Annotated in this window: 17 protein-coding genes and 1 tRNA gene; 10 read left to right on the forward strand and 8 right to left on the reverse strand. The window is 68.0% G+C overall.

The genetic code is table 11. From position 1 onward, the window contains the following. A partial coding sequence (locus ACWJI3_RS07540; RefSeq protein WP_480203581.1) for a sigma-70 factor domain-containing protein occupies nt 1-108 on the reverse strand: 108 nt, incomplete at its 3' end. Nucleotides 109-336: 228 nt separating this feature from the next. Here ACWJI3_RS07540 and ACWJI3_RS07545 point away from each other — a divergent pair. Continuing rightward, nucleotides 337-1,074, forward strand: a complete 738-nt coding sequence (locus ACWJI3_RS07545) for a pseudouridine synthase (protein ID WP_094510405.1) — start codon at nt 337-339, stop codon at nt 1,072-1,074. Nucleotides 1,075-1,090: 16 nt separating this feature from the next. Further along, complete coding sequence (locus ACWJI3_RS07550) at nt 1,091-2,062, forward strand: helix-turn-helix domain-containing protein (protein ID WP_480203380.1); 972 nt, start codon at nt 1,091-1,093, stop codon at nt 2,060-2,062. On the opposite strand, the gene malQ is transcribed toward ACWJI3_RS07550, so the two are convergent. Together malQ and ACWJI3_RS07560 are read right to left on the reverse strand one after the other, a co-directional pair. Next, nucleotides 1,975-3,573 carry a 4-alpha-glucanotransferase gene (gene malQ / locus ACWJI3_RS07555; protein WP_480203381.1) on the reverse strand — a complete coding sequence of 533 codons (1,599 nt, stop codon included), beginning with the start codon at nt 3,571-3,573 and terminating at the stop codon, nt 1,975-1,977. The genes ACWJI3_RS07550 and malQ overlap by 88 nt on opposite strands. Then, a complete protein-coding gene (locus ACWJI3_RS07560) occupies nt 3,570-4,772 on the reverse strand; it encodes a Coenzyme F420 hydrogenase/dehydrogenase, beta subunit C-terminal domain (RefSeq protein ID WP_094510403.1) in 1,203 nt (400 codons plus the stop codon). Before ACWJI3_RS07560 ends, malQ begins: the two co-directional genes overlap by 4 nt. Before the next feature lie 164 nt (nt 4,773-4,936). Between ACWJI3_RS07560 and ACWJI3_RS07565 the strand changes: the two genes are divergently transcribed. Further along, nucleotides 4,937-5,902 carry an LCP family protein gene (locus ACWJI3_RS07565; RefSeq protein WP_480203382.1) on the forward strand — a complete coding sequence of 322 codons (966 nt, stop codon included), beginning with the start codon at nt 4,937-4,939 and terminating at the stop codon, nt 5,900-5,902. Between the two features lie 38 nt (nt 5,903-5,940). On the opposite strand, the gene ACWJI3_RS07570 is transcribed toward ACWJI3_RS07565, so the two are convergent. Further along, a complete protein-coding gene (locus tag ACWJI3_RS07570) occupies nt 5,941-6,477 on the reverse strand; it encodes a hypothetical protein (protein ID WP_480203383.1) in 537 nt (178 codons plus the stop codon). 105 nt (nt 6,478-6,582) lie between these two features. On the opposite strand from ACWJI3_RS07570, the gene ACWJI3_RS07575 reads away from it, so the two are divergent. Beyond that, nucleotides 6,583-7,578: a ribose-phosphate pyrophosphokinase gene (locus ACWJI3_RS07575; RefSeq protein ID WP_094510475.1), complete on the forward strand. Its 996-nt coding sequence runs from the start codon at nt 6,583-6,585 to the stop codon at nt 7,576-7,578. 50 nt (nt 7,579-7,628) lie between these two features. Continuing rightward, nucleotides 7,629-8,843, forward strand: coding sequence for a glycoside hydrolase family 10-like protein (locus tag ACWJI3_RS07580; protein ID WP_480203582.1), 1,215 nt, complete (start codon nt 7,629-7,631; stop codon nt 8,841-8,843). 6 nt (nt 8,844-8,849) lie between these two features. On the opposite strand, the gene pepN is transcribed toward ACWJI3_RS07580, so the two are convergent. From pepN to ACWJI3_RS07595, 3 genes are all read right to left on the reverse strand, one after another. Further along, nucleotides 8,850-11,534 carry an aminopeptidase N gene (pepN, locus tag ACWJI3_RS07585; protein ID WP_480203384.1) on the reverse strand — a complete coding sequence of 895 codons (2,685 nt, stop codon included), beginning with the start codon at nt 11,532-11,534 and terminating at the stop codon, nt 8,850-8,852. A 54-nt stretch (nt 11,535-11,588) separates the two neighbouring features. After that, nucleotides 11,589-12,059: a hypothetical protein gene (locus ACWJI3_RS07590; protein WP_480203385.1), complete on the reverse strand. Its 471-nt coding sequence runs from the start codon at nt 12,057-12,059 to the stop codon at nt 11,589-11,591. Between the two features lie 150 nt (nt 12,060-12,209). Then, entirely contained in the window at nt 12,210-12,641 is a 432-nt protein-coding gene (locus tag ACWJI3_RS07595) for a cAMP phosphodiesterase (RefSeq protein WP_233132727.1), read from the reverse strand. A 239-nt stretch (nt 12,642-12,880) separates the two neighbouring features. Between ACWJI3_RS07595 and ACWJI3_RS07600 the strand changes: the two genes are divergently transcribed. Both ACWJI3_RS07600 and ACWJI3_RS07605 read left to right on the forward strand, forming a co-directional pair. Continuing rightward, nucleotides 12,881-14,074: a histidine kinase gene (locus tag ACWJI3_RS07600; RefSeq protein ID WP_369802970.1), complete on the forward strand. Its 1,194-nt coding sequence runs from the start codon at nt 12,881-12,883 to the stop codon at nt 14,072-14,074. A gap of 74 nt (nt 14,075-14,148) precedes the next feature. Next, nucleotides 14,149-14,221: transfer RNA gene (locus ACWJI3_RS07605), tRNA-Glu, on the forward strand. Between the two features lie 385 nt (nt 14,222-14,606). Here the strand turns inward: ACWJI3_RS07605 and ACWJI3_RS07610 are convergent. After that, entirely contained in the window at nt 14,607-15,077 is a 471-nt protein-coding gene (locus ACWJI3_RS07610; protein ID WP_255099709.1) for an SRPBCC family protein, read from the reverse strand. Between the two features lie 263 nt (nt 15,078-15,340). Here ACWJI3_RS07610 and petH point away from each other — a divergent pair, with 263 nt between their 5' ends. From petH to ACWJI3_RS07625, 3 genes are all read left to right on the forward strand, one after another. Beyond that, nucleotides 15,341-16,516 (forward strand): ferredoxin--NADP reductase, encoded by a 1,176-nt coding sequence (gene petH / locus ACWJI3_RS07615; RefSeq protein ID WP_094510395.1) that lies wholly within the window; start codon nt 15,341-15,343, stop codon nt 16,514-16,516. Between the two features lie 136 nt (nt 16,517-16,652). Further along, nucleotides 16,653-18,176 carry a glucose-6-phosphate dehydrogenase gene (gene zwf, locus ACWJI3_RS07620; RefSeq protein ID WP_094510394.1) on the forward strand — a complete coding sequence of 508 codons (1,524 nt, stop codon included), beginning with the start codon at nt 16,653-16,655 and terminating at the stop codon, nt 18,174-18,176. Nucleotides 18,177-18,233: 57 nt separating this feature from the next. After that, nucleotides 18,234-19,523 carry a glucose-6-phosphate dehydrogenase assembly protein OpcA gene (locus ACWJI3_RS07625; RefSeq protein ID WP_094510393.1) on the forward strand — a complete coding sequence of 430 codons (1,290 nt, stop codon included), beginning with the start codon at nt 18,234-18,236 and terminating at the stop codon, nt 19,521-19,523. Nucleotides 19,524-19,550: the final 27 nt, after the last annotated feature.

Consider the following 19,550-nt stretch of genomic DNA (forward strand, 5'->3'; position numbering starts at 1 on the left):
GCTCAGCAACGGCACGCGGCCGATGTCCCGCAGATACGAGCGCACCAGGTCGCCGCTCGCCATGGAGGCACTGGAAGCATCAACCGTGGCCAAGGGCGGGGAAGGCATGGTGGCGTTTCGCAGGGTTAGGAAACGTTTGTGTTTCGTAATTTACCACCATGGATCGGTCGCACACCATCCCCGCACCTGCTAGCTACGCACCAGCCCAACGCCTGCTGGCGGCGTGCCAGCCCGGCCTCAGTTGGCGGGGCGGCGAGCGGCCGCCGACGCGGGAGAGAATGCGGCTGTGCCCGCCCCGGCCGGCGCCTGCCGCCGGGCCCTCCGCTGCCGGATGCCATGCCAAGGGAGCGACTCCAAAAGCTGCTGGCCGCCGCCGGCGTCTGCTCCCGGCGGCGGGCCGAGGATCTGCTGCTGCAGGGGCGCGTGCGGGTGAACGGCAGGGTGGCCGGTCTGGGCGATCAGGCCGATGCCAGCACCGATCTGGTGGAGCTCGACGGTCAGCCACTGCGTCCTGCCGTAACCCGTCAGACGCTGTTGCTGCACAAACCTCCTGGTGTGGTGAGCAGTTGCCATGACCCGCAGGGCAGGCCCACGGTGCTGGATCTGCTGCCAGCGGCCCTCACCGAGGGCACCGGCCTGCACCCGGTGGGCCGGCTCGACATCGACAGCCGCGGCGCCCTGCTGCTCACCAACGACGGTGCCCTCACCCTGCGGCTGACCCATCCCCGCCATGGCCACGGCAAGACCTATCGAGTGCTGGTGCAGGGCCACCCGAGCGAGGCCGCGCTGGCCCAATGGCGCCGGGGCGTGGCGCTCGATGGTGAGGCCGCCCTGCCGGTGCAGCTGCGCCGGCTGCGCCAATCGGCCGCCAGCACGCTGCTGGAGGTGAAAATGCGGGAAGGACGAAACCGGCAGATCCGCCGCACCGCTGCCCTGCTGGGCCATCCGGTGCTGGATTTGCTGCGGGTGGCGATCGGGGATCTGCAGCTGGGCACCCTGGCGTCAGGCCAGTGGCGCCCCATCGACGCTCGACAATGGGACGAACCTGCTTCCGGTGCTGGACACCAGCACTGACCCTTCGCCGCCCCCGATGCCGCGCCCCCGGATCACCTCCCTGCTTCCCCAGGCCCTGCGGCGGCGCCTGCGTCTGGAGCCGTCGGCGGCGGCCTCGGCCCCACCGGCGCCCGAAGATCCCCTGCTGCAGCTCGGCCGGCTGCTGCGCCAGAAGCGGGAGGAGCAGGGGCTGAGCCTGCGCCAGCTCGCCACCGAAACCCGCATCAGCACGCCGGTGATCGAGGCGCTGGAGAGGGGCTGGCGTGACCGCCTGCCGGAGCCCGCTTACCTGCGCACGATGCTGGCGCTGCTTGAGCAGCATCTCGGCCTGGAACCCGGTGCGCTCAACGCCGCACTACCGCTGCAGGCCCACCCACTCGACGACCACAGCAAGCAACCCTCGCTGCTGCGGCGCTTCACGCCGGGCTCAATCGATGTATTCACCAGCTGGCAAGGCACGGTGCTCTATGGCCTGCTGACCGCCGGCCTGATCTACGCCGTGAATCTGCAGCAGCAGCAGCTGGCGGCGGCCAACCAGCTCACGCTGCGGCCCGTGCCGCCGCTCACGGAAGCGGAGCGGGTGAAACCGCCCGATAGCAATGCCCTGCTGCTGCAGGTCCACCCCGACCTGCGGCCCCTCCAGCAGGCGGCCCGTGGGGTGGCGCAGAAGCAATGGAGCCGGGAAGCGCGCCAGGCGGGGGGTGGTCCTGGCGTGCTGCGCCTGCGGCTGGATCAGCCCACAAGCCTCCAGTTGAGCAGCGAATCGGGAGAAGGCACCCGGCTGCAAGGGGCGCGGGGCTCCCTCGTGCTGCAGATGCAGCCACCGCTGCAGGTGCAGCTCACTCCCCCAGCGGCGGCGGGCAGCGGGGCCGTGAGTTGGAACGAGCAGCCGCTGGAGGCCGAAGCCGGGCGGCCGGGGGTTTACCGCGTGCCGCCGGCAGCAGCGCGGGGCTCAGCGGCAGCGCCAGCAGCGCTCCCCTCGGTTGCGCCGCCCGCCGATCTGCCGTAACGGGCCGCCAGGGCGGCCAGGGCAGCGATCGGCTCACTGAGCTGCTGCACAGGTTGCTCCAGCCGCCAGCTCCAGTTGGCCTCCCCCGCCGTGCCAGGGGTGTTGAAGCGGGCCTGATCGCCCAGGCTGAGCAGATCCTGCAGGGGCACCACCGCCAGCTCGGCGCGCGAGGCGAGCGCCAGCTCCAGCAGTTGCCAGCCTGGGGCCTCGATCATCTCGCCGATCCGTTCACCCACCTGACGGCGCTGATCCTCGGGCAGGGAGTCCCACCAGCCGATACAGGTGGCGTTGTCGTGGGTGCCGGTGTACACCACCCAGTGGCGGCCCACGTAGTTCTCGGGCAGGTAGGCGTTGCCGTCGTTGCCGTCGAAGGCAAACTGCAGGATCTTCATACCCGGCAGGCGAAAGCGGTCGCGCAGAGCCTCCACCGCAGGCGTGATCACGCCCAGGTCTTCGGCGATCAGGGGCAGTTGGCCGCCCAGCCGTTGACGCAACGCCCTCAGCAGCGCCACCCCTGGCGAAGCGCGCCATTCACCCAGCTGGGCCGTGAGTGCCTCACCGGGCACCGCCCAGTACGACTCCAGCGCGCGGAAGTGATCCAGACGCAGCAAATCGAGCCGTTCCAGCTGCCCCTGCAGCCGCCGGAGCCACCAGCGGAAGCCGGTGAAGCGATGCAGCGACCAGCGATAGACGGGTGTCCCCCACAGCTGGCCGGTGTCGGAGAAGTAATCGGGCGGCACGCCGCTCTGCTGGGTGAGGGAACCATCCCGGCGCAGCGAGAAGAGGCGGCGCCGAGCCCAGACATCGGCACTGTCGTGGGCCACATAGAAAGGAAGATCGCCGATCAGCTGCACGCCGCGATGGCGCGCATGGTCATGCAGCTGCTGCCACTGGCGCTCCAGGTGCCACTGCACCAGGGCCTCCTGCCGCAGGGCCACCGCCTGCTCCCGGTCGAAGCGGCGCAGGGCCCGCCACTGCCGTTGCGCCAGCGGGACAGGCCATTGCCACCAGGGCAGGCCTCCCTGCAGCTCCCGCAGCACCATGAAGCGGCAGTGCTCCACCAGCCAGGGAGCTGCCGCCTGGCACCAGCGCTGGAAGTCGGCCTGGCGTTCAGCCGACTGCTGGAGCCAGCGCCGCTCGAGCGCCTGGGCCAGGGCCGCCGAGCGGAGCGGGCAGGCCTCCAGGTCGAGGCGATCGGTGCGGCCGGGGGGCAGCGCGACAAGATCGGCGGCTTCCAGAAAGCCATCGGCCACCAGCGCGTCGCCGTCGAGAAACCAGGCGTTCAGCGCAAAGCCGCTGGGGGAGCTGTAGGGAGAGCCGGTGCCATCGGCGGGGGCCAGTGGCAACAACTGCCAGGCGTCGATGCCGTGGTCGGCCAGCAGGTCGATCCAGGCGTGAGCCGCGGCGCCGAAGCTGCCGCAGCCGGGCGTGCCCGGCAGGGCCGTGGGGTGGAGCAGCACACCACAGCGGCCCGCTGTCCCGGGACCTGGGGGAAGGTCGGCGTCGCTCACGTGCGCGGCAGGCGGTAACGCGCCACGATCGCCTTGGCGAAGGCCGGGATGTGGCGCTCGGCCATCTCAGGATGGTGGCGCCGCAGCCACAGGGCATTGCGGGTGAAGTGGGAATCGATCGAGAAACGGCCATACTCCAGCCCCTGAGGCCCGACGCGCTGCACGAGGAAGCCCACCACCTCAGCCAGCCAGCGGGGCAGGCGCACCGCCTTGTCGTAGGCGTCGATGCCCTGCTGCACCGCGGCGCGGCGATCCCCGCGGCTGCTCACCGGCGCCAGATCCAGTTCCGCCTCCACCAGATCGAGCAGCTCCTGGCCGCGGGCGTTGCGCACCGTGAGCCACTGACGGCCGAAGGTGGCGCCCATGTAGCCCACCACCAGGTCGGCGCCGCCGTTCACGTAGTCGAAGCAGCTGAGGCAGCTGGGGGCGAACACATCCTTGAGCCGGGGGGTGTCGAGACCGAAGAAGGGCACCGTCTCCTCGCGGCCGTCGCTGTGGCGGAAGTGGATGCGGAAGTCCTGCATGAACTCGTAGTGCACCACCGTGGCGGGCGAATCGCTGGCGCTTTCCAGAAAGGTCTGCAGCCCCTGGCGGCTCACGTTGTCCACGCACGGCAGACCGAGCACGTAGAGCTGATCCAGCGGCAGGGTGTCCTGCACGGCCCGCAGCGCCTGCACCTGGCAGCCCACACCGATCGCCAGCAGGCGGCGGATGCCGCTGCCGGGTAACTGCTCCAGCACCTCCAGGTTGGGGGAGAGGGTGGGCTTGTTCACCCGTGCCGCCAGCACCTGCTCGGGGGTGCGCGCCAGCACCGGCACCGGCGTGAAGCGGTCGTCGGGGCTCTGCTGCACGCACAGCACCGCATCGACCAGGCCCGTTTCCAGCGCCCGCACGCCGATGCGCGACACGATGCCGGTCCACTGCGCCCCATCGATCGGGGGCTGCAGGCGGGCCGTGACCATGCGCTGGCTGACGCCGAAGTAGAGCTCGTCCTCGTTGCTGAGGTCACGGCTGCGGCCGTGGGCGGCTTGCTCCATCGCCTCGAAGCGCTGCTGGAGGAAGGCGCAGGCCTGGCGTACGTAAGCCACCCAGCGGCTGTCGCACAGACCGCAGTCGCTGCAGAGGTCCTTGGCCGGTTTTGTGCTGCCCTTGGGCAGGGGCCGGGCCCGTTCGTGAGGGAGGGGAGGGGCGGCGGTCAAAGCGGCGTCCAGCCTGACGGGGCAAGGGAGCTTCAACCTATCGGCAGGCCCGGCTTCCGTGCCGGAGCTACGGCAAAGTTGAGCCTTCGCAAGCATGAGCGCCGATGGCAGGCGGGAGCAAGGCACGCCCACGGGGTGCGGCGCGATCGGCAGGGGGTTCGGACGTGTCACCTGCGGGTCCTGCCCAGGCGGAGCCTGGCGGCCGCCCCCGCGCCCGGTTGGGGTCGCGGCTGTGGAAGCTGAGCCTGGCCCTTCTGGCTGCCGTGGGCACGGTGGTGCTGTTCGAGCGTGTGTGGTCGCGGCCCGACCCCGGCCTGGTCAGCAGCGATCAAGCTGGCCTCAACAAGGATCTGGCCGATCCGCCGATCCGTCCCATCACGGTGCTGCTGATCGGCACCGACGCCGACCGGCTCGATGCCAGCACCAACGGCGCCGCACCCCCCGGCCCCGCCAACGCCGACACGCTGCTGCTGATCCGGGCCGATCCGGGCGGGGCGATGCGGGTGCTGAATGTGCCCACCGAACTGGCTGTGCAAGTGCCGGGTCAGAAGAAGGTGCAGAGCCTGGGGGCCCTTTACCGGCTCGGCGGCCCTGCCCTCACGGCAGGCGGGGTGGGGGAGCTGGTGGGCCTCGACCCTGGCCAGCCTGAGCGCTATGTGGTGATGCCGCGTCAGGTGCTGCGCAGTCTGGTGGACGGCCTGGGCGGGCTGGAGCTGAACCTGGATCAGGCCATCCGTTACCACGACAAAACCCAGAACTACCGGGTCGATCTTCAGGGCGGGCTGCAGGTGCTGAAGGGCCCGCAGGTGGAGCAGCTGGTGCGCTTCAAGGGCAAGGACGACGGCCTCAGCGGACGGCGCAGCCGCCAGCAGGAGGTGATCGCCGGCCTGCTGGAACAGCTGGGGCGCCCTGACGGCACGGCGAAACTGGCGCAGCAGGTGAGGCAGCTCCAGCCGTTGGTGGGCACCAACCTGACGGAAACCGAGATGCTGAGCCTGCTCAACGTGGCGATCCAGCAGGCCCACACCGTGCGCTACGACAAACTGCCGCTGGCACCCACCACCGAGCCTGGCCAGACGCTGCGGCAAGTGGCGCCGGGAGCAGAGCAGCCGCTGTGGCCGGCGGGGTAGCCCCACTCCGGCCATCGCGATGGATCAGCGCAGGCCGCTCAGAGGGTGGTGAGGCGCTGCCAGCGCAGCTTCAGGGCCTCCAGCAACACCTCCGCACCGGCAGCGCCGTGGTCGCCTGGCTGCAGCGCACCGAGCCAGGGCAGACCCTCGCAGGCGCGGGCCGACCCGTCCCAGCTGCCGCCCCACTGCACCAGGCCAAGCAGGGGCACGGTGGAGCGATCGAGCAGGGCGGTGTAGGCCGCCGCCAGCCCGCTGGTGGCGTCGTCAGCCGTCACCAGCAGCAGGGTGGGCTGCCGCCAGGCGCCGAGCACCTCCGCCCAGCGGGTGCCCGCCGGCAGCCAGCGGCCTGGGTCTTGCTCCAGGGCCACCAGAGCGCCGCCCCGGTGGCCCTGGAGGGCCGCCATCAGCTGATCGGGCTCAACCGATTGAGCGGCCAGCTGGCTGAGCTCGGTTGTGGCGGGCAGGGCCAGCAGCGACTGCAGGCGCGGGGCCGCCTGGGGCAGGGCCGCCAGCCCGCCCGGGCCGGCTCCGGCCAGCACCAGGGGAGAGGTGAGCAAGGACCGCTGTTCGGACAAGACCGGCAGGCAGTGGTTCATCATTCTTCATACCACCAGGTTTCGCCGGCATCCGACCGGAAGGCTTCTACCATCAGCTCCATGCCGACCTCGCTCACGCCCGCCGTGACCCGTTTCCTGACAGCCGATCGGGTCGAGCAGGACCAGCCCCCTCACGACACCCGGCGGTTGCGGCTGTTCAGCGGCACGTCGAACCAGGCCTTGGCCCGCGAGATCGGCGCCTATCTCGGTGTTCCCGATGGGCCGCGCGCGATCAAGCGCTTCGCCGATGGTGAGCTTTATATCCAGATTCAGGAATCGATCCGCGGCTGCGATGTCTTCCTGATCCAACCCACCTGCGCTCCGGTGAACGATCACCTGATGGAGCTGCTGATCATGGTGGATGCCTGCCGGCGTGCCTCGGCCCGGCAGATCACCGCCGTGGTGCCCTACTACGGCTACGCCCGCGCCGACCGCAAGACGGCGGGCCGCGAATCGATCACTGCCAAGCTGGTGGCCAATCTGCTGGTGAAATCCGGCGTCGATCGGGTGCTGGCGATGGACCTGCACTCCTCCCAGATTCAGGGGTACTTCGACATCCCCTGCGATCACATCTACGGCTCGCCCGTGTTGGTGGATTACCTGCGCACCCGCGACCTCGGCGAGGTGGTGGTGGTGTCCCCGGATGTGGGCGGCGTGGCCCGGGCCCGGGCCTTCGCCAAGCAGATGAGCGATGCGCCGCTCGCGATCATCGACAAGCGCCGCTCCGGCCACAACGTGGCTGAGAGCCTCACAGTGATCGGCGACGTGGCCGGCAAGACGGCCATCCTGATCGACGACATGATCGACACCGGCGGCACCATCTGCGCGGGCGCCCGACTGCTGCGCCAGCGGGGCGCCACCCGGGTGCTGGCCTGCGCCACCCATGCGGTGTTCTCCCCTCCCGCGATCGAGCGGCTCTCCGAGCCCGGCCTGTTCGAAGAGGTGCTGGTCACCAACAGCATCCCGATCAGCGACGACCGCCGCTTTCCGCAGCTGCAGGTGCTTTCGGTGGCCAACATGCTGGGCGAAGCCATCTGGCGCATCCACGAGGAAAGCTCTGTGAGCTCGATGTTCCGCTGAAACCACCCGAACGCCACCGCTCCGAGGCGCCCTTTCCCCTGCGGGTGCGGCTGAAGAAGGCCCTGCCGGTGCTGGTCACGGCCCTGCTCACCACAGGACTGCAAAGCGTCGGCCTGCTGCCCGCTGCCGCCTCCAGCCAGCGCGTGGGAGTGTGGCTCACCAACAGCCCCAGCCCCCTCTACTACGACCGCAACCGGATCGAGCAGGCCGTCAAGGAACTGGCAGCTGCCGGGTTCAACACCCTCTACCCGAATGTGTGGAGCCGGGGCACCACCTTCCACCGCAGCCGCTTTGCTCCCACCGAACCGGCCCTGCTGAAGGCTGCGCCGGGACTCGATCCGATCTGCCAGATCACCCGCTCCGCCCAGCGGCGCGGCATGCAGGTGATCCCCTGGTTCGAATACGGAATGATGGAGCCCGCCGACGCGGAGGTGGTGCGGCGTCATCCCGAGTGGGTGCTGCAGCGCAGCGATGGCTCCACCCTCTATGCCATGCACGGCGCCAACCTGAAAACCTCACCGCTCCGGGATCTGCGGGTGTGGCTCAACCCGGCCCACCCCGGCGTGCGCGCCCGCTTCATCGGCCTGATCCAGGAGATCGTGCAGCGCTGTGGTGTCGACGGCATCCAGCTCGACGACCACTTCGCCTGGCCGGTGGAACTGGGCTACGACCCCTACACCCGGGCCCTGTTCAGTAAGGAGAAGGGGCGTGAACCTCCCACGGATTTCAACAACCGCGAATGGATGAGCTGGCGGCGCCAGCAGCTCACCGGCCTGCTGCGGGAGCTGCGAAGGGAACTGCGCCGCAGCAACGACAAGGCGGTGATCAGCCTGTCCCCTGGACCGTTCCGCTTCGCCTACAACCACTGGCTCCAGGACTGGGAAATCTGGGCCCTGGGCAAACTGGTGGATGACCTGGTGGTTCAGAACTACGCCTTTTCGGTGCGCGGTTTCGCCCGTGATCTCGATCAGCCGGCGCTGGTGAAGGCCCGCCAGTGGGGCCTGCCCGTGGAAATCGGCATCCTGGCGGGCTTCGGTGGCCGCACTCCCGACATGGCCACGCTCAATCAGAAGGTGGAGCTGGCGGCCCAGCGTGGTCATGGCGTGATCTATTTCTATTGGGAAGGCCTGTGGGGCACCTACGCCGGGCCCGAGGGAGCTTCCCTCCGGCGCGACGCGTTCACCCGATTGCACCGCCAGGCCTTCGGTCGCGGGCAGAGCCCCGCCAAGGGACAGGCCTCCAGCGCCGGAGCGGCGCCCCGCTGATCGCCTTCAGGCCGCCACCCCTTCGCCGGCGCCGAGCGAACGGCACTGCTCCACCACTTCGCGGGTGTTGGCAGAGAGATCCGCCGCAGCCAGCTGCTCCACCGCCGCGCGCATGTGCCCGGCCCGCTCCGGCGCATAGCTCTGCCAGCGGCTGAACAGCTTCGCGAGCCGCGACGCCGTGATCGGGTTGCGCCGATCGAGCGCCACGATCTGCTCGGCCATGAACCGATAGCCCGTGCCATCGGCCGCGTGGAACACCGGCGTGTTGGCAGAAAAGCCCCCCAGCACCGCGCGGATCGCGTTGGGGGCTGCCGGGTCGAAGCGCGGATGGGCCAGCAGAGCTGACGCCCGCTCCAGCCCATCGGCGAAGGGGGCGCTGGCCTCCAGCGCGAACCAGGCATCGAGGATCACCGGCTTCTCCTGCCAGCGTTGGTAGAAGGCCTCCAGCGCGCGGCGACGTTGCTCGCAGGGGTGAACCTGCAGGGCCCGCAGCCCGGCCCTGGCGAGCGTCATCGACGGTCCCTGCACCGCAGCGGCAGCGGCCTCGCGCACGGCCTCATCCCCAGCCGCCGCTCGCCAGCTCCAGATCGTGGCGGTCAGGCGCCGCTCACCCTGCCCCTGAGGCCAGGGCTGCTCCCACTGCGGCCGGCAGGCGGCAAGCGCGTCCAGCAACGGCTCCTCCAGGGCAGCGCCGAAGACCCGCTCCAGGTCCAGGAGGGCCGCAAACAGCGCCGGAGGATCCGGCTCCGGGGCCAGATCCTCCAGTTCGGCCATGCCGGGAAGGGCCAGCAGGGCGCTGCGGCTGGCGGGCGGCAAGCTGCTGTCGGTGAGGATCGCGGCAAAGGCAGCGGTAAGCCCACATTCCAGTTCCGGGTCGCTGCGACCGGCGGCCCGGGCCAGCACGGCCTGCCGCAGCAAGGTCTGGCCTGCATCCCAGCGGGCGAAGGGGTCGCTGTCGCAGGCGAACAGGTGCAGCAGTTCGGCATTCGGCCGGGCAAGCTCGAGCCGCACGGGCGCCGAGAAGCCCCGCAGCACCGAGAGGGCCGGCGGCGTCGGTCCCGGGGGCAACCCCTCGTAGCGCAGCTGGGTCTCCGCGGCCTCCAGCACGACGGGCGATCCGCCGGTCTGGGGCAGGGCCTGGCCGTCCTCACCCACAAGGGCCAGGGCCAGGGGAATCACCAACGGCTGCTTGCGCGGCTGGCCCGGGGTGGCGGGGGTGTGCTGGCGCAGCACCAGGGCGAGTGCGCCACTGGCGCCGTCCCAATGGCGATCGATCGACACCACGGGGGTGCCGGCCTGGTGATACCAGCGGCTGAACTGCTCGAAACTGAAGCGCAGCGGCGAGGGATCGTCGCCCTGGCCATCAGCGGTGGCCGCAGAGGTTTCCGTTGCGGCGTCCTGCATGGCCTGCAGGAAATCGGCAGTGGTGGCGGCAGTGCCGTCGTGGCGCTGCACATAGAGCGCCATGCCGCGCATGAAGGTGGCAGGACCCAACAATGTGTGCAGCATACGGATCACTTCCGCACCTTTCTCATAGATGGTGGTGGTGTAAAAATTGTCGATCGCCTGATAGTGATCCGGCTGAATCGGGTGGGCAGTGGGTCCTGCATCTTCCCGGAATTGGGTATTGCGCAGCATCGCCACATCCTCGATGCGCTTGAGATCGGCACCGTGCAGATCGGCGGTGAAGCATTGGTCGCGAAACACCGTGAGTCCTTCCTTAAGGGAAAGCTGGAACCAGTCACGGCAGGTGATGCGATTCCCCGTCCAATTGTGGAAGTATTCGTGGGCAATCACGCTTTCGATGCGTTCGAGCTCACCATCAGTGGCGGTTTCGGCATCGGCGAGCACCAGCTTGGAGTTGAAGATGTTCAGGCTCTTGTTCTCCATGGCGCCCATGTTGAAATGGCGCACAGCCACGATGTTGTATTCATCGAGGTCGTATTCGAGCCCATACACCTGCTCATCCCAGGCCATCGACCGCTGCAGCGAGGCCATCGCATGAGCGGTGTAGGGGGAATCGCCCGGCTCCACATGCAGGCGCAGTTGCACCATCCGGCCACTGGCGGTGGTGAAGCTGCCGCGCACCTCCTCAAGCCGTCCGGCCACCAGCGCGAAAAGATAGGAGGGCTTGGGGAAGGGGTCGTCCCAGACCGCGAAGTGGCGGCCATCGGCCAGGGCACCGGCAGCCTGGCAATTGCCGTTGGAGAGCAGCACCGGGTAGCGCTCCTGCTCCGCTTCGATCCGCACCTGGAAGCGGCTGAGCACATCCGGTCGGTCGGGGTGGAAGGTGATGCGGCGGAAGCCTTCGGCCTCGCACTGGCTTGTCACCATGCCGCCGCTGGCATAGAGGCCTTCCAGGGTGGTGTTCGTGTAGGGGTCGATCCGCACCCGACTGGTGAGTACGAACGGCCGCTGCGGCGGCTGGAGCACCACCAGAAGCCCCTCCTCCTGGTGGGTGGCGGCAGGCGGAAGTGGTTCCCCGTCGATGGCCAGAGCCTCCAGCTCCAGCCCCACCCCCCGCAGCTCCAACGGTGAAGCGGCTTGAACAGCTGCAGACGCCCCCGCCGCGGGAAGGAACGAAAGGTTCGCTTCCACCAGGCCGTGGTCGGGGAAGAGGCGCACGGTCAGGTCCGTGCGCTCCAGCGCGTAGGGATAAGGCCGGTAATCGGCCAGGCGCACATCAGGCATCGACCCAGGGAAGAACAACCCTCTGATCCTGAAGGGTGCCAGGCAGCGCCGCGATCACCAAGGCAGCGGACTGCGTCCCTGGCCGGCATTGCAACCCACCTGGGAGCCCAGCAGCGCGCCAAGCGGCACTGCCCAGGTCCGGCCCTGGTCGCGGGAGGCGGCATAGCCGATGCCACCGCCGATCACGCCGCCCACGAGCCGGCCGATCGAGCAGCGCTGTTGCAGCGCTTGCGCTTCTTCAAAGGTCTGCGGTGCATTGAAGCCGTTCACCTGCCCCTGATAATCCTGATAAGGGGCGGGGAAGTTCCGCACCGGAATCACTCCCGACTGTGGGAGTGTCTGGGCCACGGGGACCTGGCGATAGACGGGAACCCGGCGGTACACCGGCTGCTGCTGATACACCGGCACCTGCTGGTAGGCCTGGCCAGGAAACCCAAGCGACTGAGCCTGGACCGCGAGCGGAGCCAAGGAACCAATGCTGAGCAGGCCGGCGGCCATCAGGGCAGAAGATGACGAGAAGGTCATGACGACGTTGGTGAAAAACACCCCGGAGGGATGCCTTCAGCAAAGCCAGAAGCCCTGAATGAACTGCAACTGACCAGGGGGTCAATCGCATCCGGATGCGACCGCCAGTTGTGAGGTTGGCCTCTATCAAAAAGCCAACGTCTCAGCCACCTACTTCGGAGGTGCCTTTGCAGGCGCAGCTGGTGCAGGTGCGAGCGGGCCAGCTGCCGGCCTTGCGCCAGATCCCTGCTGCTTGATGGCCGCCTCCACCCGCTTCACTACATCCGGCGGCACCTGTTTCGGACAGAGATCCACCGCACCGATCACGGCGGAGTTCACGGCACCGCGCCGCAAATCCTCAATGGTGAGGGTCTGGGTGCCCACCTGCTGGATCTTGCCGCCGTGCAGCCCCTGGAGCACTTGCGCGATGGTTTCACCGGCGATGGCCACGGCCTTGTCGAAGTCCACGCCGCCGCCACGGGCAATGCAAACGTTGACAGCCGCGATCCGGGTATACAGCTGCATCTGCGCTTCCGTGGCCGGTGCGGTTTGAGCGGCGGCGGGCAGAGACGCGAAGGGGAGCAGCAGGAGGGGGACCGCCACGAGGGACCGGCTCCAGCGGGGCAGAAGACGCAAAGGGGAGGACGCGTGAACCTCCATGGTGCTGCACCAGCCGATGAACTTCAATCGTGCACCAGCCGTGCCTCGCCCACTCTCCACGCCGTCCCGCGCAACCCGCCTGGTTCTCCGGCCGGCCCCCCGCGCCCGAAACCGCCTGCGCCCGCCCGCAGTCCACCAAACCGGCCCAGCGCCCTGCCATGGACTGCGGGTGAACTCATAATGTGGCGATTACGTATTGGACCAGCCAGACGGTGCCTGCTGCGGGGGGGCCTAACCCCACCACCCATCCCCCTGAGGCCTCACCGCCGCCGCGTCGCCCGCTGAAACTGCTGCTGGTGGCGGCGCCGTACCATCTCGCCACCGCCGACCTGCGCGGCGTCATGCACCTGCTCCAAAGCAGCGACAGCGGTTTCGATGTAAAACTTGAAGTGGCCCACCCGGCCGAGCGCCCGGAGCTTTTGGAGCTCCACCGCCTCGTGGCCACCCCGGCCTTGGTGAAACTTGAACCGAAGCCCCGCCAGGTGTTTGCCGGAAACACCGTGCTGCAGCAGCTCAAGGGCTGGCTACCCCGCTGGCAGCAGCGGGAAGTGGTGAGCGGCCTTGGCATGAGCCTGCGCCCCGCAGAAATGGATGGCAGCCGCACGCAGCGGGAACTGCAGCTGGAAGATCAATTGCTGGTGCTGCGCCAGGAGAATGAAACCCTGATCGAGCGGCTGGGGGTGCAGGAACGCCTGCTGCGCATGGTGGCCCATGAACTGCGTACGCCGCTCACCGCGGCCAAGCTGGCGCTGCAGAGCCTGCAGCTCGGCCACATCGACACCACGCGTTGCCGCGACGTGCTCGACCGGCGGCTGGACGACATCGAGCACCTCTCCAAGGACCTGCTGGAAGTGGGGACCACCCGCTGGGAGGCCCTCTTCAATCCCCAGCAGCTTGGGTTGGCCTCGGTGGCGGCGGAGGCGATCCTGGAGCTTGAAAAGCTATGGGTGGGCCGCGACATCCAGCTGATTACCGACATTCCCGCCGACCTCCCGGCCGTGTTTGCCGATCAGCGGCGCATGCGGCAGGTGCTGCTCAACCTGATCGAGAACGCCTTGAAATTCACCCCTGACGGGGGCCAGGTGCACCTCACGCTGCTCCACCGCACCAACCAGTGGCTGCAGGTGAGTGTCTGCGACACCGGCCCGGGCATTCCCAGAAACGAACAGCAGCGGGTGTTCCTGGAGCGGGTGCGCCTGCCCCAGACCTCGGGCACCACCTCAGGCTTCGGGGTGGGCCTGTCCGTGTGCAGGCGGATCGTGGAAGTGCATGGCGGTCGGATCTGGGTGGTTTCGGAGCCGGGAGAAGGGGCCTGCTTCCATTTCACCGTGCCGGTGTGGAACGGTCAGAACGCGGCGGTCGCTTCTCCTCCTTGACGAAGGGCCACTCCGACCCGTAGCGTCCAACACGTCGGATGGAGAGGCTTCGAACGCCCTTCACCCGTGGCCTCGCCCCCATCGTCTAGAGGCCTAGGACACCTCCCTTTCACGGAGGCGACAGGGGTTCGAATCCCCTTGGGGGTATATCTTAAATCAGAATACGATATTTATTTATTACATTCCAGAATAGACTCTATCTGTTTTTGTTTTCATACAGCCAAATCCAGTTCTTTTCGCTTTTCAAGCGTCGGATTTTATTCGATCAATCGTTCAGTTTGGGGCAACATCCTCAGGACAGTCCATCCAGCGCAGTTCAGGGCATCAGCCTTTGGGCTGGGGCCGTCCTGCTCAACGCCAGCCATCATTAACTACCGGAAGCCAAGCTTTGCAGGGAGCACACTCTCTCCGTGACGTCATCAAGACTCGATCCTCTGGGGGTCTGAGGCTCAACAAGTCGGCATTCCGTTCTCTGTGAGTTTCCGCCACAAGGCCAGCGGCTGTAAGCCCAGCCAGGCTCCGCCTGGTGGTCTCAGAGGCGGCCCGAGCGGCGCAGTGCTTCCTGTTGCACTGCCCGCAGGTTGGCAGCCAGGTCTTCGCGCAGGCGCTGCTCAATCAGCGCGATCGGCATACCCGGGCGGCCCTGCACGGTGAGGTCGTAAAGGAGCCGGGAGCCGATCGGATCCGGGCTCACCTGCCACGCCCCTTCAAAACGGCGGAAATCGCCCTGGATCATGGCGAAGCGGAGCATGCCGTGTTCCCGCACTTCCTGGAGCTCCAGTTCCACCCGCGCCGAGAAGCGCAGACCGCAGAACTGTTGGCAGCCCACCTGCTCCAGACCCACCCGGTCGTCGCGGCGCCACAGCAACCGCGAGGTGGAGAGGTTCGGGATGAAGCGGCTGAGGTTCTCGTAATCCGTGAGCACCGACCAGATCAGGTCGTCCTTGAGGTCGATGCGCAGCTGAACGGCCAGACGGCGAGCCCCCTGGGGCAGGCGCTCCATCTCCTGTTGGATGGTGTCGAGGGGGCAGGAGTGTTGCCCTGTGGCCGGGCTTGACGCAGTGATGAGCGAACCGGCGGAAGACACCACGTAGAAACACCCCAGTGCCGGGGAACGTAGGGGAGAGGACAACCTGTTGTCGCGTACCAAACTTAGCCCTGATGCCCGGATGTCGGCGTCAGGAACCACGCACCTGCTGGGGAGCCGGTTGTGGCTTCGGAGCGTTGCCTAAGATCTGACAGCCTTTTTCCGCAGTGAGTCGCTTCATGCGCACCTCGACCGCCGCGCTTCGCCAGTCCGATGCCCGCATGTTCACCCTGGTGGTGGAAGGGCTGCAGGGTCCCGGAGAGCGAGCGGCCGAACGTCGCTTCATGGTGCCGCTGTCCCGGATGCAGGCCACGCTGCGCCTGATCAACCAGCAGGGAGGACGACTGATCTCGGTCACCCAATCCGACCAGGCCCCCACCCCATCTCCTGACCCCGGCCCCTCCGACCCGGTCGCCCCCCCCGCCATCGCTCCTGTGACCACCACCGCCGCCAAAGAACCGGGCAAGCACGAGGCCGTGCCCGTGAACCTCTACAAGCCGAAGGACCCCTATGTGGGCACCGTGCTCGGCAACTATTCCCTGCTCGCCGAGGGGGCGATCGGCCGGGTGAACCACATCACTTTCGACCTCTCCGAGGGCAAGCTCCACTACGTGGAAGGCCAGAGCATCGGCATCATTCCCGATGGCACCGACACCAACGGCAAACCGCACAAGCTGCGTCTGTATTCGATTGCCAGCACCCGCCACGGCGACAACCTCGAAGACAAAACCGTGTCGCTCTGCGTCCGCCAGCTGCAATACGAGAAAGACGGCGAGACCATCAACGGTGTCTGCTCCACGTTCCTCTGTGACATCGAGCCCGGCGCCAAGGTGCGGATCACGGGGCCCGTGGGCAAGGAAATGCTCCTCCCGCCCGACGAAGACGCCAACGTGATCATGCTGGCCACCGGCACCGGCATCGCACCGATGCGAGCCTATCTGCGCCGCATGTTCGATCCCGGCGAGCGTGAGAAGAACCCCCACTACCAGTTCAAAGGCAAGGCCTGGCTGATCATGGGCGTGCCCACAACCGCAAACCTGCTCTACGAAGACGACTTCCAGAGCTACCTGAGCCACTTCCCCGACAACTTCCGCTACACCAAGGCCATCAGCCGCGAGCAGCAGAACCCCTCGGGCGGCCGTATGTACATCCAGGACCGGGTGGCCGAACACGGCGAAGAGATCTTCAACATGATCGAAGACCCCAAGACCCACGTCTACATGTGCGGTCTGCGGGGCATGGAGCCCGGCATCGACGAAGCCATGACCAAGGCCGCCGAAGCCAAAGGGCTGACCTGGTCGGAGCTGCGCCCCCAGCTCAAGAAAGCCGAGCGCTGGCACGTGGAAACCTACTGACCCGGCTGCTTCCTGCAGGCTTGGCCCGCCCTCTGGGCGGGCTTTTTTTTTGCCGAAACCCCCACATAGCCGCCTGGGCACTCCGTGGGTGGCCGGTTCCCGGCTTTCGTGGATGAATCAGGCCCGCCCTTCCCCCATGACCGCCGTCCTCACCAATCCGCTCAGGGTCGGGTTGCGCCAGGAGCGGGTGATCTCGCCCCAGTGTCTGGTGATCTTCGGCGCCAGCGGCGACCTCACCCACCGCAAGCTGATTCCGGCGCTGTTCGAGCTGTTTCGCCAGCGGCGCCTGCCCAGCGAGTTCGCCGTGCTGGGCTGCGCCCGCCGCCCCTGGAGCGATGAAGAGTTCCGCGCCCGCATGACCGAGGCCCTGGCGGAGGAGGTGGCCGACCACGCCAGCGCCTGGGAACAGTTCAGCAGCGGCCTCTTCTACGAGCCGGTGGACCTGCAGGTGCCTGAGCATCTGGTGCGCCTGGGCCAGCGGCTCGAGGCCATCGACCGGCTACGGGCCACCCGCTCCAACCGCACCTTCTACCTGTCGGTGTCGCCCACCTTCTATGGCAGCGGCTGCCGCGCCCTCGCCGATGCCGGCCTGCTGAGCGACCCGCAGCGCAGCCGGGTGGTGATCGAGAAGCCCTTCGGTCGTGACTACGGGAGCGCCGAGAAGCTCAACCGAATCGTGCAGGCCTGCGCCCAGGAAAACCAGGTCTTCCGGATCGACCACTACCTGGGCAAGGAAACGGTCCAGAACATCCTGGTGCTGCGCTTCGCCAACACCATCTTCGAGCCGATCTGGAACCGCAACTTCATCTCCAGCGTGCAGATCACCGCCGCTGAAACCGTGGGGGTGGAGGAGCGGGCCGGCTACTACGAAAGCTCCGGCGCCCTGCGGGACATGGTGCAGAACCACCTCACCCAGATGCTGGCGCTCACCACCATGGAAGCGCCGGGCCGCTTCGACCCGGAAGCGATCCGCAACGAGAAGGCCAAGGTGCTGCAGGCCGCTCGCCTCGCCGATGAGGCCGAGCCCTGGAACTGCTGCGTACGCGGCCAGTACGGACCCGGCGGCTCCCGCAGCCGGCCGATCAAGGGCTACCGGGAGGAGCCGGGGGTCAACCCGAACAGCACCACCGAAACCTATGTGGCGATGAAGCTGTTCATCGACAACTGGCGCTGGCAGGGGGTGCCCTTCTATCTGCGCACCGGCAAGCAACTGCCCAAGCGGCTCAGCGAGGTGGTGCTCACCTTCCGTGAGGCGCCGGTGCACCTCTTCGACGCCGCCGGCGGCAGCCCAACCGCCAACCAGCTGATCCTGCGCATCCAGCCCAACGAGGGAGCCGAATTCCGCTTCGAGGTGAAGGCTCCGGGATCGGGCATGCGCAGCCGGCCAGTCGACATGCAGTTCTCCTACGACGAATCGTTCGGGGAACCCTCCGATGAGGGCTACGTACGCCTGCTCGCCGACGCCATGCTGGGAGATCCCACCCTGTTTACCCGCGGCGATGAGGTGGAAGCGGCGTGGCGCCTCTACACCCCCCTGCTGGAGCTGATCGAGGACAGTCCCTGGCAGCTGCCGGTCCAGCCCTATGAGGCCCGCACCTGGGGCCCCGCCGCTGCCGACAGCCTGCTCGCCAGCGACGACCTGGTCTGGCGCCGCCCCTGAACGCCTCGGCCTCCACCATCCACATCCGTCCCGTCCCCCCTCCCTGCCCCTCTCTCCATGAGCCCCCAACTGACCCTTCAGGCCCCGGTGGAACTGCCGCCCCCCGAGCTCACCGGCTACCTGGAGAAGCTCTGGCAGCACGACCTGGGGCACAGCAGCGGGGCCAGCACCTTCACCCTGCTGGTGTGGCAACCGGCCTGGGTGGAACAGCACCTGGTGCGGCTGGGCCGGCTGGAAGGCCCGGTGACCGGGGTGGTGCGTCCGGAAGTGCTGGAGGCGGCCCGTGAAGCGGTCGACTTCTGTGGCCTTCCCCCCAGCACCTCGCCGCTGGCACCAGAACTGGCCTGGGCGCTGGGCGAGCACGCGGGGGTCGACCACGTCGGCGAAGACCTGCGCGGCCAACACGTGGAATCGGCGATCAGCGCCTACCAGCCGCGCCGGCTGATCACCCTGGCGCCCACGCTCAGCAATAGCGCCGGCCTGGAAACGCTTGTGGCGGCCTACTGCCCGCTCAGCGAGGAAGGCAACAACGGCGCCACCTGCGGAGATGTGGTGGTGCTGCGCGGCGACTTCGACGCCCTGCGGCAGGGCCTGAGCCTGCTGCAGCCCCTGGTGCCCGACGACCTGCCCTGCTGGGTGTGGTGGAACGGTTCGCTGGAGGAAGCGCCCGATCTGCTGGCGGCCCTCAGCAGCCCGGGGCGCCGGCTGGTGATCGACAGCGCCCTCGGCCCGCCGCGCCGCTGCCTTGATCTGCTGGAGGAGCGCGTCAACAGCAGCACCGCCGTCAACGACCTCAACTGGCTGCGGTTGCGCGGCTGGCGGGAGTCGCTGGCGATGGTGTTCGACCCGCCCGGTCGGCGCGAATCGCTCAGCCACGTGGTGCACCTCGACATCGATGTGGAGGGCAGCCATCCGGTGCAGGGGCTGCTGCTGGCCGCCTGGATCGCCGACCGACTCGGCTGGCACTTTGTGACCAGTTACAAAATGGACGGTGACTCCATCGGCGCCGACTTCGAGCGCAGCGACGGCAAGGAAGTGCGCCTCAAGCTGATGCCGGTGCCGGTGGGGATCCCCAGCAGCCACCCGGGCACGATCGTGGGGTTGCGGCTGATCTGCGAACCCGACGATCGCAAGCCGCTCTGCGTGATCCTCTGCTCGGAAACCGGCGGCTGCATGCGGCTGGAGGCCGGCGGCGTGGCGCGGATGGAGCTGGCGGAAGATGTGGTGCCGAAGGTGCCCGGGTCCGATGAGATGGAAATGGGGCGGCTGCTGGGTGGCGGCCACGACTCCACCACGCCGCTGCTCGCCGCCGCTGCTCCGCTGGCAGCCAAGCTGCTGCCGAACTGAGGCTGTCCTGAACCCAGCGGCGGGGGG

The sequence above is a fragment of the Marcopretia estuarina LEGE 06307 genome (assembly GCF_056633115.1).

Bases quoted from the DNA above. Each gene is read 5' to 3' on its own strand.
- zwf (WP_094510394.1), top strand. From the start codon at position 16,653: ATGACCGCCGTCCTCACCAATCCGCTCAGGGTCGGGTTGCGCCAGGAG.
- ACWJI3_RS07550 (WP_480203380.1), top strand. From the start codon at position 1,091: ATGCCGCGCCCCCGGATCACCTCCCTGCTTCCCCAGGCCCTGCGGCGG.
- ACWJI3_RS07610 (WP_255099709.1), bottom strand. From the start codon at position 15,077: ATGGAGCGCCTGCCCCAGGGGGCTCGCCGTCTGGCCGTTCAGCTGCGC.
- ACWJI3_RS07545 (WP_094510405.1), top strand. From the start codon at position 337: ATGCCAAGGGAGCGACTCCAAAAGCTGCTGGCCGCCGCCGGCGTCTGC.
- pepN (WP_480203384.1), bottom strand. From the start codon at position 11,534: ATGCCTGATGTGCGCCTGGCCGATTACCGGCCTTATCCCTACGCGCTG.
- ACWJI3_RS07625 (WP_094510393.1), top strand. From the start codon at position 18,234: ATGAGCCCCCAACTGACCCTTCAGGCCCCGGTGGAACTGCCGCCCCCC.
- petH (WP_094510395.1), top strand. From the start codon at position 15,341: ATGCGCACCTCGACCGCCGCGCTTCGCCAGTCCGATGCCCGCATGTTC.
- ACWJI3_RS07590 (WP_480203385.1), bottom strand. From the start codon at position 12,059: ATGACCTTCTCGTCATCTTCTGCCCTGATGGCCGCCGGCCTGCTCAGC.